11 protein-coding genes are annotated in these 14320 nt (G+C 61.9%); 5 read left to right on the top strand and 6 right to left on the bottom strand.

The window, feature by feature from the left end:
* Positions 1-42: 42 nt before the first annotated feature.
* The 3 genes from Q1W70_RS24790 to Q1W70_RS24780 form a co-directional block, all read right to left on the bottom strand.
* A complete protein-coding gene (locus tag Q1W70_RS24790) occupies positions 43-861 on the bottom strand; it encodes a phosphatidylinositol-specific phospholipase C domain-containing protein (protein WP_232534614.1) in 819 nt (272 codons plus the stop codon).
* A 439-nt stretch (positions 862-1300) separates the two neighbouring features.
* The gene (locus Q1W70_RS24785; protein WP_302098238.1) at positions 1301-2596 is read right to left on the bottom strand and encodes a glycosyltransferase; all 1296 of its coding nucleotides are present in this window, start codon (positions 2594-2596) and stop codon (positions 1301-1303) included.
* 79 nt (positions 2597-2675) lie between these two features.
* Positions 2676-3041 (bottom strand): response regulator, encoded by a 366-nt coding sequence (locus Q1W70_RS24780; protein WP_166592690.1) that lies wholly within the window; start codon positions 3039-3041, stop codon positions 2676-2678.
* 258 nt (positions 3042-3299) lie between these two features.
* Between Q1W70_RS24780 and Q1W70_RS24775 the strand changes: the two genes are divergently transcribed.
* From Q1W70_RS24775 to Q1W70_RS24755, 5 genes are all read left to right on the top strand, one after another.
* Positions 3300-6788, top strand: coding sequence for a response regulator (locus Q1W70_RS24775; RefSeq protein ID WP_166592691.1), 3489 nt, complete (start codon positions 3300-3302; stop codon positions 6786-6788).
* Positions 6788-7603, top strand: coding sequence for a CheR family methyltransferase (locus Q1W70_RS24770; RefSeq protein WP_166592692.1), 816 nt, complete (start codon positions 6788-6790; stop codon positions 7601-7603). The genes Q1W70_RS24775 and Q1W70_RS24770 overlap by 1 nt, the downstream gene beginning before the upstream one ends.
* Positions 7600-8205, top strand: a complete 606-nt coding sequence (locus Q1W70_RS24765; RefSeq protein WP_166592693.1) for a chemotaxis protein CheB — start codon at positions 7600-7602, stop codon at positions 8203-8205. Before Q1W70_RS24770 ends, Q1W70_RS24765 begins: the two co-directional genes overlap by 4 nt.
* Positions 8199-9380: a hybrid sensor histidine kinase/response regulator gene (locus tag Q1W70_RS24760; protein ID WP_182344561.1), complete on the top strand. Its 1182-nt coding sequence runs from the start codon at positions 8199-8201 to the stop codon at positions 9378-9380. The genes Q1W70_RS24765 and Q1W70_RS24760 overlap by 7 nt, the downstream gene beginning before the upstream one ends.
* Before the next feature lie 78 nt (positions 9381-9458).
* Positions 9459-9836, top strand: coding sequence for a response regulator (locus tag Q1W70_RS24755; protein WP_095168307.1), 378 nt, complete (start codon positions 9459-9461; stop codon positions 9834-9836).
* A gap of 100 nt (positions 9837-9936) precedes the next feature.
* On the opposite strand, the gene Q1W70_RS24750 is transcribed toward Q1W70_RS24755, so the two are convergent.
* From Q1W70_RS24750 to Q1W70_RS24740, 3 genes are all read right to left on the bottom strand, one after another.
* The gene (locus Q1W70_RS24750) at positions 9937-11607 is read right to left on the bottom strand and encodes a response regulator (protein ID WP_166592696.1); all 1671 of its coding nucleotides are present in this window, start codon (positions 11605-11607) and stop codon (positions 9937-9939) included.
* Positions 11604-13106 carry an ATPase domain-containing protein gene (locus tag Q1W70_RS24745; protein WP_166592697.1) on the bottom strand — a complete coding sequence of 501 codons (1503 nt, stop codon included), beginning with the start codon at positions 13104-13106 and terminating at the stop codon, positions 11604-11606. Before Q1W70_RS24745 ends, Q1W70_RS24750 begins: the two co-directional genes overlap by 4 nt.
* Before the next feature lie 107 nt (positions 13107-13213).
* On the bottom strand, positions 13214-14269 hold the full coding sequence (locus Q1W70_RS24740) for a tetratricopeptide repeat protein (RefSeq protein WP_182344565.1): 1056 nt from the start codon (positions 14267-14269) through the stop codon (positions 13214-13216).
* Positions 14270-14320: the final 51 nt, after the last annotated feature.

Below are 14320 nucleotides of genomic sequence, written 5' to 3'. Positions count from 1 at the left end.
CAAGCGGGCGGGCCGACCGCCAGGCTCGACCACGGTAAACCACTATTTTTTTAAGGCCTTGTACATGTTGGCTTCCCGGCAGTACTCAACCAGCAGGGTTTCGTCGATAAAGTCGACATTGATAATGCTGCACTTGAGCAGCCATTCGCCGCTGGGGCTGGGGCTGAACCATTCATTCAGTTCATCGGTGATCTTATTGACCCGGGCGAAAGTGTCATTGACCCCAAACAACGGGTCAATAGGCGAAATGGCGGAGGCGTCGAACATGATGTAACTGGTTGCCGACAGTGACCACGGCTGCGAACCATCCGGTGGATTGTCCAGTGTCCGGGCGATGTGCTGTTTCAGCTCGCTGGGGGAGGTCAAGTCCTGACCACTCCAACGGTGCTGGATCTTTGGCCAGAACACCTGTGCGTCCAATTCGGGGTGCTCCGAGGCGGCAATCACGACGCGCTGTGTGCGGCTGATGGCTTTCAGTTCACCCAATGTCAGGTGGCGGTTTTCGAACGGGATCAGGCGGTCGCCCAGGCGACGGTTGATCACGTCATTGAAATCCTTGAAAGCAAAACGATTGCCCTGGCTGCCCTCGGTTTGATGCACGTCGAGCAGGATGAATTCATCGGGGTTCTTATCGAGGAAAAAGTCCAGGGCCTTGACCAGGTCGCTGATCGGGCTGCCGGTCGCGGGGCCGTGGAATGTCTCGAACTGATAAATGTCCGTGTTTCTGGAGTTGGAGAAAATTCTCAGGTCCAGGGCCCGCGCACCGCTATTCAACTGTTGGATATAGGGGCCGTTCTGGCTCATGGTGTGGCTGGCCAGCACGCTGTTGATGATGTGCTGACTGGCGGTATACAAATCCATTCCCGAGTTGTGAGCTCCTGGCCAAACCAGTTGGTTAAGGGTCAAACCGTCCATGCTCGGGGTCTTGCTCATCCATTCATGCCGGAATGAGATTTTTTGGGTATGGGTGATGTTCATATCTACACTTCCTTGAGTAGTCATGATCCCGTCCTGTTGCACCAGGCTATATAAAGACGGGTGATGAAGTCGCACTGTGGGTCAACAGCGTTTCCACTCTTCATATAGGGAGGCCGCACCCTTGGATGGGTGCAGTCAGCCATGGGTCAACTGCCAATGTGCGACATGAGAAGAGGGAGGACCTTAAACTAGGCTCAAGTCGCCGCGCTCGGTAGTTGCCGATTTCGCCAGGGGGCGTGGGAATAGGAGGAGGTCGTGCAGGAATAAGGCGGCGTGCCGAGACAACTCGCAGCCCGGCACTGCGCCTTAGCCCAATAGCCACTCACGCGTTGTTGCGGTTCTTCTCTTCAATCCACTGGGACATGTATTGAGTGCTCTTGTGCTGGTGATGGCGCAACATGCCGCCAATAAAGTTGGCCTGGCGTAATTCCAGCAGATGTTCGCGGCAATGCTCCAGGCGTGCGATCAGCGCCGGGCCATGCACACTGTGGCGGTAACGGGCGTGCAGCAGTTTTACCCCGGCATCCTGGGCCTGGTTCCAGAGGTGTTCATCCTGGTACAGGCGCACGGCGGCTGCGGCAATGGCCGTGGCGCTTTCGCCAATCGCCCCGGCCCAAGGCATGTCCCCGGCCATGCCTTCGGCGCCGATGGGGGTGGTGACGTTGGGGGTGCCGCAGAGCATCGCGTCGACAATCTTGCCCTTGATCCCGGCCCCGAAACGCAGAGGAGCCAGGCAGATACGCGCGGCCGTCATCACCTGCAAGGCATCTTCTGCCCAGTTCATGATGTGAAAACCCTGCGCCGGGTTGTGCAGCGCGCTCGCCTTGGGCGGCGTGTAGGCACCATAGATGTGCAGTTGCGCGCCGGGTAGTTGCTGGCGGATCAGCGGCCAGACGGCATTTTTCATCCAGAGCACCGCGTCCCAGTTCGGCGCGTGACGGAAATTGCCGATGCTTAAAAAGTGCGCGCGGTCGGCGTAGGGCGCCAGGGGCTGAGCCACGGGTTCGAGCGTCAGAGGGCACCAGTGCAGGGCGCTGGGGGGCAGGCTGAAGTGCTCCACCAGCAACTGGATCTCCACCTGGGAAATCATCAGGTTGAGGTCGCAGCGAAACAGCGCGGCAATTTCCCGCCGGGCCAGATCCGTGTCGGCCATCGCGGCGAATTCCTGGGCCAGCGTCTGACCGAACAGCGCGGCGCCGTCATCGTGGTCGTCGCTGGCCTTGAGATGATCCTTGAGCCGCTGGTGGCGAGCGTGGCGCAGGCTTTGCAAATCTGAAGTTTCCAGGACCCGCAGCGCGCCTGGGCACTGTTTTTCCACGCGCCAGCCAAACTGCTCTTCCATCATGAACTGGTCGAACAGCACGATATCCGGGGCCAGCTCACCGACGAAGGCATCAAAACTGCTGCTATTGAGCTCGATGCTGCACTCTGCGATACCCATGGCCGTCAGGTCGGCCTTGTGCTCGCCGGGGCCTGCCGGGCTGGCGAAGGTAATGTCCCAGCCCTGTTCCAGGAACGTCTCGAGGATCTGCATCACGTGCCCGCTGGCGGCGGATGAGCGGGGTTCGGGCCAGACGTAACCAATAACCAGGACCTTGGTTGCGCGGGACTGACTCATGAGCGGTATTTCCTTGAAGCGGCAGGGGGAGGGGCGCGAGGGACGTTATTAAACCACAGCGCGCAGCCGGGCCGGAGGGTCAGGCCTCAGCCAGCAGGCCCTTGACCTTGTCGCGCAACTGATCAATGGAGAACGGCTTGCCGATCACGTGCATCCCGGCGGGCACTTGCAGGTTCTCGGCATAACCGCTGGCAAACAGGATCGGCAGGCTCGGGCGCAGTTCGCGGGCGCGCGCGGCCAGCTCCTGACCATTCATTCCCGGCAGGCCAACGTCGGTCATCAACAGGTCAATCAGCGTATCGCGGCTTTCCAGCAGGGCCAGGGCCGCTGTGCTGCCATCCGCTTCCAGCACCTTGAATTGCAGTTCTTCCAGCACATCGACGATCAGCATGCGCACGATGGCGTCGTCTTCGACTACGAGGATGGTGGAAGCGGTGCTGGGCATAGTGACTGTTCTCGAAATGGGCATGGGGTGACCGGTGCTGCAAATTGACCGGCTTTTTCATCAGTAATCAACCGGTCCCGACAAGTTCCCGGCGGGCGCAAAAAACCCTCAGGGTCAGGGCCCCGACAGGATAACCCCGGTGCTGGGGAGAATGCAGCGCAATGCAGGAAAATGCTGGCTAAGCTGTCAGAAAAATGGATCCCGAACGCGTTTTTGGGGCAAACTCCTTCGTTTATGCCCGTCCACCAAGGCCCGCAAATGATCACTTCGTCGTCCGTTGATGAGCAAAGTTTCCGCAAACTCCTGAGCCGCAACATCGGCTTGCCGTTGGGGGTGGGCGTGCTCAGCGTGGTGTTTTTCGTGTCCCTGATCACGTACCTGATGTCGACCATCCAGTGGGTGGAGCATACCGATCGGGTGATCAACAACGCCAACGAGGCGGTCAAGCTCACGGTTGACCTGGAAACCGGCATGCGTGGCTATTTGTTGACCGGTGACGAGCATTTTCTCGACCCTTACGAAACGGCCCGGCCGCGGATCGTGGTGGCCTTGCGAACCCTGCAGGAACTGACGGCGGACAACCCGGTCCAGGTCGACCGGTTGCGCCGCCTGCAAGCCATGCAGGAGGAGTGGAACACCTACGCCCAGAGCATGATCGAACTGCAGCGCAGCAGCGGCGACTACCGTTCTGCCGTGCGCGCCGGCCGCGGCAAGCGCCTGACCGACGAGATCCGCAAACAGTACGAAGACGTCATCGAGATGGAGCAGCAGTTGCGCGCCACGCGCAATGAAGAGGTGCGACGCACCACGCTCTGGAGCATCTCGTTGTACGTCCTGTTCGTGGTCGGCATCAGCGCGTTGCTGGCCTACATCGGGCGCCGCGATTTGCTCAGCCTCTCGCGCAGCTACAGCGCCAACCTGGCGGCCCAACAAAGCAGCGCCCGGCGCCTGGAGCAACAGGCCTGGTTGCGCAACGGCCAGACCGAACTGGCCGAGCAGGTGCTGGGCCAGCTTTCGCTGAACCTGCTGGGGCGCAACATCCTGCAGTTCTGTGCGCAGTACCTGGGCAGCGCAGTCGCGGCGATCTACGTCAAGGAAGATCATGGCGGCCTCAATCGCGTGGCAGCCTATGGTTTTTCCCGCGAGCAGGAAGCCGGAGGCCAGCAAATCTACAACGGCGAGGGCATCGCCGGCCAGGCCGTGCAGCAGGGTCGCCTGATTCGCCTGGACGAGGTGCCGGCGGACTATTTCAAAGTCAGCTCCGGGCTGGGTGACGGTGTGCCGCGCAGTGTGCTGGTGGTGCCTACCAGCGACGACGGCCGGGTCAATGGGGTCATCGAGCTGGGTTTCCTGCGGGCCTTGGACGAGCGTGACATCGAGCTGCTTGAGTTGATTGCCGGCAACATCGGCACCTCGATCGAGGCGGCCCGTTATCGCCAGCGCCTGCAGGAAGTGCTGGCCGAAACCCAGCAACTCAACGAAGAGCTGCAGGTCCAGCAGGAAGAACTCAAGACCGCCAACGAAGAACTGGAAGAACAGTCGCGGATTCTCAAGGAGTCCCAGGCCCACCTGGAAACCCAGCAGGTGGAACTGGAGCAGACCAACGAGCAACTCGCCGAGCAGGCCCAAACCCTGGCCGAGCAGCGCGACGCCATGGACCTGAAAAACACCGAACTCAATCAGGCCCAGGTTCAGCTCGAGGACCGCGCCCAGGAGTTGCAGCGCTCCAGCAAATACAAGTCCGAATTCCTGGCCAACATGTCCCACGAACTGCGCACCCCGCTCAACAGTTCGTTGATCCTCGCCAAGCTGCTGGCCGAAAACCCCCAGGACAACCTCAGCGCCGAACAGGTCAAGTTCGCCGAGTCGATCTACTCCGCCGGCAACGACCTGCTGAACCTGATCAATGACATCCTCGACATCTCCAAGGTCGAGGCCGGCAAGCTCGAGGTGCGCCCGGAGAACACCAGTGTCGCGCGCCTGGTGGACGGCCTGCGCGGCATGTTCGAGCCACTGGCGGCCGACAAGCACCTGGCGTTCAACATCCACCTGGACGCGGCGGCGCCGACGTTGCTGTTCACCGACCGCCAGCGTGTCGAGCAGGTACTGAAGAACCTGTTGTCGAACGCGATCAAGTTCACCGAGCAGGGCGAAGTCAGCCTCAATGTCGGTGTGCAGCCAGGGGGCGGGATATCCTTTGCCGTGCGCGACTCGGGGATCGGCATCGCCAGCGATCAGCACGCCAGTATTTTCGAGGCCTTCCGCCAGGCGGATGGCACCACCAACCGGCGATACGGCGGCACTGGGCTGGGGCTGTCGATTTCCCGCGACCTGGCCGCCTTGCTCGGCGGCTCGATCACCGTCAGCAGCGAACCGGGGCAGGGCAGCCTGTTTACCTTGCTGCTGCCCGAGCAGTACGTCGAGCGTGACGAGAACAGCGTCCAGCTGCCGCCACCGGCGTCGGTTGCCTTTGTCCCGGCGGTGCCGGTGGCACGTCCGGCAGCGATCATCGAGGCGCAGATCCCGCGTTTTGCCGATGACCGCGCCAATGCGCCGTTCAGCACCCGCTGCATCCTGGTGGTGGAGGATGAGGTCAACTTTGCGCACATCCTCTACGATCTGGCGCATGAACTGGGTTATCAGTGCCTGGTGGCCCATGGTGCCGACGAAGGTTACGACCTGGCCAGCGAGTTCCTGCCCGACGCGATCCTGCTGGACATGCGCCTGCCGGACCATTCCGGGCTGACCGTGCTGCAGCGCCTCAAGGAAAACGCCGAGACCCGCCACATACCGGTGCACGTGATTTCGGTCGAAGACCGGGTCGAGGCCGCGATGCACATGGGCGCCGTGGGCTATGCCGTCAAGCCGACCACCCGCGAGGAGCTCAAGGATGTGTTCGCCCGCCTGGAGGCCAAGCTGACGCAGAAGGTCAAGCGGGTGCTGCTGGTGGAGGACGACGACCTGCAGCGCGATAGCATCGCCCGGCTGATCGGCGACGATGACATTGAAATCACCGCCGTGGGCCTGGCCCAGGAAGCGCTGGACCTGCTGCGCAACAACATCTATGACTGCATGATCATCGACCTCAAGTTGCCCGACATGCTCGGCAACGACCTGCTCAAGCGCATGTCCACCGAGGACATCTGCTCGTTCCCGCCCGTTATCGTCTACACCGGGCGCAACCTGACCCGCGATGAAGAGGCGGACCTGCGCAAGTATTCGCGGTCGATCATCATCAAGGGCGCGCGCTCACCCGAGCGGCTGCTGGACGAAGTGACATTATTTCTGCACAAAGTCGAATCGCGGTTGTCCCATGAGCGGCAGACGATGCTCAAGACCGCGCGCAGCCGCGACAAGGTCTTCGAAGGGCGCAAGGTGCTGCTGGTGGACGACGATGTACGCAACATCTTCGCCCTCACCAGCGCCCTGGAGCACAAAGGTGCAATCGTGGTCATTGGCCGTAATGGCCGTGAGGCGATCGACAAACTCAATGAAGTCGAGGACATCGACCTGGTCCTGATGGACGTGATGATGCCGGAAATGGACGGCTTCCAGGCCACCGTGGAGATCCGCAAGGATCCGCGCTGGCGCAAGCTGCCCATCATCGCCGTCACGGCCAAGGCCATGAAGGACGATCAGGAGCGCTGCCTGCAGGCGGGCGCCAACGATTACCTGGCCAAGCCCATCGACCTGGATCGCCTGTTCTCGTTGATTCGCGTGTGGTTACCGAAGATGGAAAGAATTTAGTGGAGCGTAATACCGAAATCGAACTGCGGCTGTTGATCGAAGCGATCTACCTCAAGTACAGCTACGATTTTCGTGACTACTCGGGTGCCTCGATCAAGCGCCGGGTCAATCACGCCCTGAATCAGTTCGAGTGCAAAACCATTTCGGCGCTGCAGGAGCGAGTCCTGCACGACCCGGCGGCGTTCATGCAGCTGCTGCAGTTGTTGACCATCCCGGTCAGCGAGATGTTTCGCGACCCCGCGCACTTCCTGGCTATTCGTCAGGAAGTGGTGCCGCTTTTGCGCACCTACCCGTCGATCAAGATCTGGATCGCCGGCTGCAGCACGGGCGAGGAGGTCTACTCGATGGCGATCCTGCTGCGCGAAGAGGGCTTGCTGGAGCGCACGATCATCTACGCCACCGACATCAATCCGCGCTCCCTGGAGAAGGCCAAGCAGGGGATCTTTTCCCTGGAAAACATCCGGGCCTATACCCGCAACTACCAGCAGGCCGGCGGCCAGAGTTCGTTCGCCGACTACTACACTGCAGCCTACGACTACGCGATCTTCGACAAAAGCCTGCGCGACAACGTGACCTTCGCCGACCACAGCCTGGCGACCGACAGTGTGTTCTCAGAGACTCAATTAATTTCATGTCGTAACGTATTGATTTATTTCAATAAAAAGCTACAGGATCGCGCCTTCGGATTGTTTCATGACTCGCTCTGTCACCGCGGCTTCCTGGTGCTGGGCAGCAAGGAAACCCCCGACTTTTCGAGCTATGGCAAACAGTTCGAGCCCCTGGTCAAACAAGAACGGATCTACCGCAAAACATGAAAACCGGCTCGTTAAGTCACGCCCCAGCCTCGCGGGTCGAGGCCATCGTCATTGGCGCTTCGGCCGGTGGCGTGGAGGCGTTGTTGAGTATTTTCGGCACGCTGGGGTCGGGTTTTGCCTTGCCGATCATTGTCGTCCTGCACCTGCCCGATCAGCGTCGCAGCCAGTTGGTGGAGGTCATTGCGCGGCGGGTGGCGATGCCGGTGGTCGAGGCGCAAGACAAGGCCGTGATTGAAAGCGGCACCCTGTACCTGGCGGCGCCCGGTTATCACCTGTCGGTGGAGCAGGACCGCAGCCTCTCGCTGAGCCTGGAGGAGCGCCTGCACTATTCGCGGCCCGCGATCGACTACCTGTTCGAATCCGCTGCCGACGCCTACGGTCCGGCACTGTTGGCGGTGCTGCTGACCGGCGCCAACCAGGATGGCGCGCGCGGCCTGGCGCAGGTCAAGCGCCTGGGCGGGTTGACCGTGGTCCAGGACCCGGCCGAAGCCCAGGTGGCGACCATGCCCGACGCGGCGCTGGCGCTGCAGCAACCCGACTACATTCTCACCCTGCACGGCATCGGCCGTCTGCTTGTCGAGCTGGAAGGAACCTCATGCTAAGTACTATCCAGGCCAAATTGCTGATCGTCGACGATCTGCCGGAGAACCTGCTGGCCCTTGAAGCGCTGATCAAGCGCGAAGACCGCACGGTGTACAAGGCGCTGTCCGCCGATGAGGCCTTGTCGCTGCTGCTGCAGCACGAGTTCGCCCTGGCCATTCTCGACGTGCAGATGCCGGGCATGAACGGCTTTGAGCTGGCGGAACTGATGCGCGGCACGGAAAAGACCAAGAACATTCCCATTGTGTTCGTCAGCGCCGCCGGGCGCGAAATGAACTATGCCTTCAAGGGCTACGAAAGCGGCGCGGTGGATTTCCTGCACAAACCCCTGGATATCCATGCGGTGAAGAGCAAGGTCAACGTGTTCGTCGACCTGTTCCGCCAACGCAAGGCCATGAAGCTGCAGGTCGAAGCCCTGGAACAAAGCCGCCGCGAGCAGGAAGCCTTGCTCAACCAGTTGCAGATCACCCAGGGGGAGCTGGAGCAGGCGGTACGCATGCGCGACGACTTCATGTCGATCGTCGCCCATGAGGTGCGCACGCCGTTGAACGGGCTGATCCTGGAAACCCAGCTGCGCAAGATGCACCTGGCCCGCGACAACGCGGCGGCCTTTACCCTGGACAAGATGCACGCGATGGTCGACCGCGATGAGCGGCAGATCAAGAGCCTGATCCGCTTGATCGAAGACATGCTCGATGTGTCGCGGATTCGCACCGGCAAGCTGTCCATCCGGCCCAGCCGCTTCGACCTGACACAACTGGTGGCTAACCTGCTGCACAATTTTGCGCCGCAGGTCGAGGCCGCCGAGTGCTCCATCAGCTTTATTGCCGAGCAACCGGTAGAGGGGCACTGGGACGAATTCCGCATCGAGCAGGTGATTTCCAACCTGCTGACCAACGCCTTGCGCTATGGCGGCAAAGGCCTGATCGAGGTGCGGGTGTACAGCCAGGATGGCCAGGCCCGGGTCGAAGTCCGCGACCGTGGCATTGGCATCAGTGAAGAAAACCAGCAACGGATTTTCCAGCAGTTCGAGAGGGTTTCGGCGAAAACCGTGGTGGCGGGCCTGGGCCTTGGGCTGTTCATTTCCGAGCAGATAGTCGCCGCCCATGGTGGCTCGATCAGCGTCGAGAGCCGGATCAACGAGGGCGCATTGTTCCGGGTTTGCCTGCCGCTCTAGTAAAACCGGCAAAATAAACGCAACCTCTGCACCGATGCAGGGTCGTAATAGCAGCTATTGATCGAACAAAGGCTTCCCATGAGTGAAGATGCACAAGACGTCGTACTGATCGTCGAAGATGATCCTTCGATCCTGATGGTGCTTGCCGCCTACCTGTCGGGCGAGGGCTATCGGGTGTTGCAGGCGGTGGACGGCGAAGAAGCGTTCGCGATCCTGGCCAGCAAACCCCACCTGGACATGATGATCACCGACTTTCGCCTGCCCGGAGGCATCTCCGGCGTGCAGATTGCCGAGCCGGCAGTCAAGCTGCGCCCTGAGCTCAAGGTGATTTTCATCAGCGGCTACCCGCAGGAAATCCGCGAGTCCGGCAGCCCCATCGCGCAAAAGGCACCGATCCTGGCCAAGCCGTTCGACCTCGACGTGCTGCAGGAACTGATGCAGGAAATGCTGTCCTGATCCAACCGCAACCCCCGCATTACTCAATCTGCTGAGCGTCCTGCGGCCGCTGACGCAGCCGCGCGGTCTCGGCCAGCTGCTACAGGGCTCGGCGCTTGAGTCAGGCGCGGATCATCTCGCGGACTTTGGCGGTCAGCAGGTCGAAGGTGAAGGGCTTGGTGATCATCTGCATGCCCGGGTCGAGAAAGCCGCCGCGCACCGCGGCATGCTCGGCGTAGCCGGTGATAAACAACACCTTGAGCTCGGGCCGGTATTGCCGGCCGATTTCCGCCAGTTGCCGGCCGTTCATGCCGGGCAGCCCAACGTCGCTGATCAGCAGGTCGATGCGTTGCTCGGAGTCGAGGATCGGCACCGCGCTGTCGGCGTCCCCGGCTTCGACGAAGGCATAACCCAACTCGCTCAATACCGCACTGACCAGCACCCGCACGGCCGGATCGTCCTCGACAATCAGCACGGTTTCCCCAGCCTTTGCCTCCGGTGCGTGGGGCACCTGGGTCGGTTGGCTTTGCGTGAGGTCGCCACGAAAACGCGGCAGGTACAGGTTCACCGTGGTTCCGTTGCCCACCGCGCTCTGAATGGTCACGTGGCCCCGGGACTGCTTGCTGAAGCCATAGATCATCGACAGCCCAAGCCCCGTCCCCTGGCCAATCGGCTTGGTGGTGAAGAACGGATCGAAGGCCCGGCTGATGGTGGCCTGGGGCATGCCACAGCCATTGTCGACCACACTCAACACCACATAATCGCCGGCTTGCAGGTTGCCGTGGGCTTCGGTGAACGCGGTGTCCAGGTGCTGATTGAAAGTCTTGACCGCCAGGGTGCCGCCGTCGGGCATGGCGTCGCGCGCATTGAGGACCAGGTTGAGCAGGGCGCTTTCCAGCTGGTTGGGATCGGCCTCGGCCACCCACAGTGGGTCGTGCAGCTGCATGTTCAACTGAATGCTTTCATTGATGCTGCGCTGCAGCAGTTCGCCCATCGAGCGCACGAGTGTGTTCATTTCCACTGGCTTGGAATCCAGTGACTGGCGCCTGGAGAACGCCAGCAGACGATGGGTCAGGCCAGCGGCGCGGTTGGCGGAGGTCACGCCCAGGTCGATCAACCCATCCAGGTCCTCGGTGCAACCGCGGGCCAGGCGCCGGCGCAGCAGCTCCAGGCTGCCAATGATGCCGGTCAGCATGTTGTTGAAGTCATGGGCGATGCCGCCCGTGAGCTGGCCCACCGCTTCCATCTTCTGCGATTGGCGCAAGGCCTCTTCATTGTGCCGCAGCTGGGTGGTGCGCTCCTCGACCTGTTGCTCGAGGGTTTCCAGGGTGTTCTTCAGCCGCAGCTCGCTCTGGTACAGATCCACCAGGCGGTCGCGGGCTTCATACTGCCGGCGCCGCCCGCGCAGCGCCGTGGACACCAGGCTGATCAGGGTCACCGGGTGAAACGGGCGCTCGAGAAAGGTCACGTTGCCCAACTGGGTGCCAAAGCGCGAAGCCGGGTTCTGCTCGGCCCCGCCGTGGTGGGTCAGGAGCACGATGGGTAAGTCCGACCAGGCGGGTTGTTGCTCGATAAACCGCAGCAACGGCTCCAGGTCCGCGCCCAGCAAGGCCTCAGAGGAGATCAGCAGCAGGCCGGCACCGTGCTCCAGTTGTTCGCACAGCACGCCCAGCCCCTGGGTGATCACACCGTCGTAACCAGCCTCGTTGAGCAGGGTCAGGGCGATCTGGCTGTCGCGTCCCAGGGGCGCAAGAATCAGTGCCCGCTCGGACACGGCCTTGAGCGCGGTCACAGGGTCTCGTCCACAAGCAACGGTGTGTTGGCGCCCAGGTAGGTGGGCACACCGCGCAACACACCTTGGAAGGCATCCAGGGGCTCACCGATGGTCATGCCGGTGCTGCCGATGCGGTATTCGCGAATGGTCGATTCATGCCTGCCCGTGCGTTTCTTGATGATTGAAATGGCCCGCCGCACTTTGCCCAGGGCCTCGAAGTAACGCAGCAGAATCACGGTGTCGGCCAGGTAGGTGATGTCCACCGGGGCCTGCATATCACCCACCAGCCCGTGCTGGGCCACGGTCATGAAGGTCGCGGCGCCCTGGCGATTGAGGTACAGCAGCAATTCGTGCATGTGCAGCACCAGGGCGTTCTCTTCGGGCATGGCGGCCTGGTAGCCGTTGATGCTGTCGATGACCACGGTCTTGATCCCGCGTTCGTCGACGCAACGGCGCACCCGGTGCGAGAACTCGCCCGGGGACAGCTCGGCCGCGTCCACCTGTTCGATCAGCAGGTTGCCCGAGTCTTGCAGGGCCTGCAGGTCGATGCCCAGGTTTCTCATGCGCTCAAACAACAGGCCGAGTTCTTCATCGAAGATAAACAGCGCGGCCTTCTCGCCCCGGGACACCGCGGCGGCGGCGAAGATCATCGAGATCAGCGATTTGCCGGTACCGGCCGGACCGAGGATCAGGGTACTGGAGCCGGTCTCGATGCCGCCCCCGAGCAGGGCGTCCATTTCCTTGATGCCGCTGGTCAATTGCTGGCGGGTGTACTGCCCGCGATGCTCGGCGGCCACCAGTCGGGGGAACACGTGCACGCCATCGGCCATGATGGTGAAGTCATGAAAGCCGCCGCGATACTTCTGGCCCCGGTACTTCACCACCCGGATGCGCCGCCGTTCGGCGCCGTAGTTGGGGGTCAGTTCTTCCAGGCGAATCACCCCGTGGGCCACGCTGTGCACGGTTTTGTCGAGGGATTCGGTGGTCAGGTCGTCGAGCAGCAGCACGGTGGCGTCGTAGCGCACGAAGTAGTGCTTGATCGCCAGGATCTGCCGTCGATAGCGCAGTGAGCTCTGGGCCAGCAGGCGGATCTCCGAAAGGCTGTCGAGCACCACCCGGGTCGGCTTGACCCGCTCCACCACCTCGAAAATCTGCTTGGTGGCTTCGCCCAGCTCCAGGTCCGAGGAATACAGCAGGCTCTGCTGGTGCTCGCCGTTGAGCAGGCTCTCTGGCGGCGTCAGCTCGAAGATGTGGATGTTCTCATCCAGCTCCCAGCCGTGGGACTTGGCGCCCTGGCGCAATTCGCGTTCGGTTTCCGACAGGGTGATGTACAGCGAGCGTTCACCGGCGCGGGCTCCGGCCATCAGGAAATGCAGGGCCACCGTAGTCTTGCCTGTGCCGGGTTCTCCTTCCAGGAGAAACACATGGCCGCGGGACAGTCCACCGGCGAGGATGTCATCCAGGCCTTCAATGCCGGTGGCGGCTTTTACGCTGTTCAACTCGTTGGATGTAGACAAATAATGCCCTCTCATACCTAGGGGAAGCGAGGCAGTGGCCAAAAGTGGCGAATTAACTGCCTGTTCACTTGACCTCAGGGAGAGCCAAACGGTTCAACGCAATCGGGTCACAGACCCTGCTGCAGGGCCGGATCGTCCGGATTCATTTGCTCCAGCTGCGCCAGCAGCACCTGGACATTCTGCAGTTGGCCGCTTTCTTTCCAGTAGTTGATCAACAGCACCCGCGCCTTGCGATCGGCCGGGTGGCGCTGGACGATTTCCTGCAACTGCTTTTGCGCCGCTTCCAGCTCGTTCTCGCTGTGCAGGGTGGTCGCCAGGTCGTAGCGGTAGAGCTTGTTGTTCGGCTCCAGCTCCACCGCCCTGGACAACCCCAGCAGGGCGAACTCGCTTTGCCCGTGGTGCAACAGCCACAAACCCAGGGCGTGTTGCAGGTACGCCGAGTCGGGTTGGGCCTTGAGCTGGCGGGCCAGCAATTGCTGGGCCGCGTCGCTCTGGCCCAGTTTGTCCAGCACCTCGATCTGCATCACCAGCGCGGGCAGATTGCCCGGGTCCAGTGCCAGGGTCTGCTCCAGGTCTTGCTGCGCCTGCTTGAGCTCGGCGTTGTGCAGGTGCAGGCGTGCCAGTTGGTAGTGGGTATGGGCGGTGGCGGGCTGGCTTTGCAGCGCTTGCTCGTATTCATCGATGACTTGCTGCAGCGGACCGAAGTACAGCCCCAGGTCATCAGGCGACAAGCCGAGCAACGCCTCGGCGGCGGCAAACCGCACGGCTTGCTCGCTGTCCTCCAGCAGCGGCCCGAGCAACAGGCTGCGCTGGCCGCTGGGTACCAGGGCGACAATGCTGTCGATCGCCGCTTCGCGCACCGCCACCGAAGGGTGGTGCAGGTCGGCATCGGCCAGTTTCAGGGCCTGGGGGCTGGGGTAGTTGGGCAGTTCGGCATGCAGCCACAGGCGGCGTTTGTCGGAGATATCTGGACGGGCCAGTTGCTGGTACAGCACACGCGCGGCACCCGGCTTGCCATTGCGCGCCTGATCCAGGGCTTCGCTGTAGCCACGCTTGATCGCTTCCGGCACCTGCGGCGTGACACTGCGCAGAGACACCCAGGCAAGGGCGATGGCAACGACAACCAGCAGGCTGATGATCAGGTAGCGACGAGGCTTGGGCATGCAGGGATCCGGAAGCTGACAACGAGTGCAGGGTGGTCAGCTTCGGTCAGC

This window comes from Pseudomonas kielensis, from assembly GCF_030505375.1.
Classification (GTDB): domain Bacteria; phylum Pseudomonadota; class Gammaproteobacteria; order Pseudomonadales; family Pseudomonadaceae; genus Aquipseudomonas; species Aquipseudomonas kielensis.
Note: the sequence above shows the minus strand (reverse complement) of the source record. Positions and strands in the feature narration are given on the sequence as shown.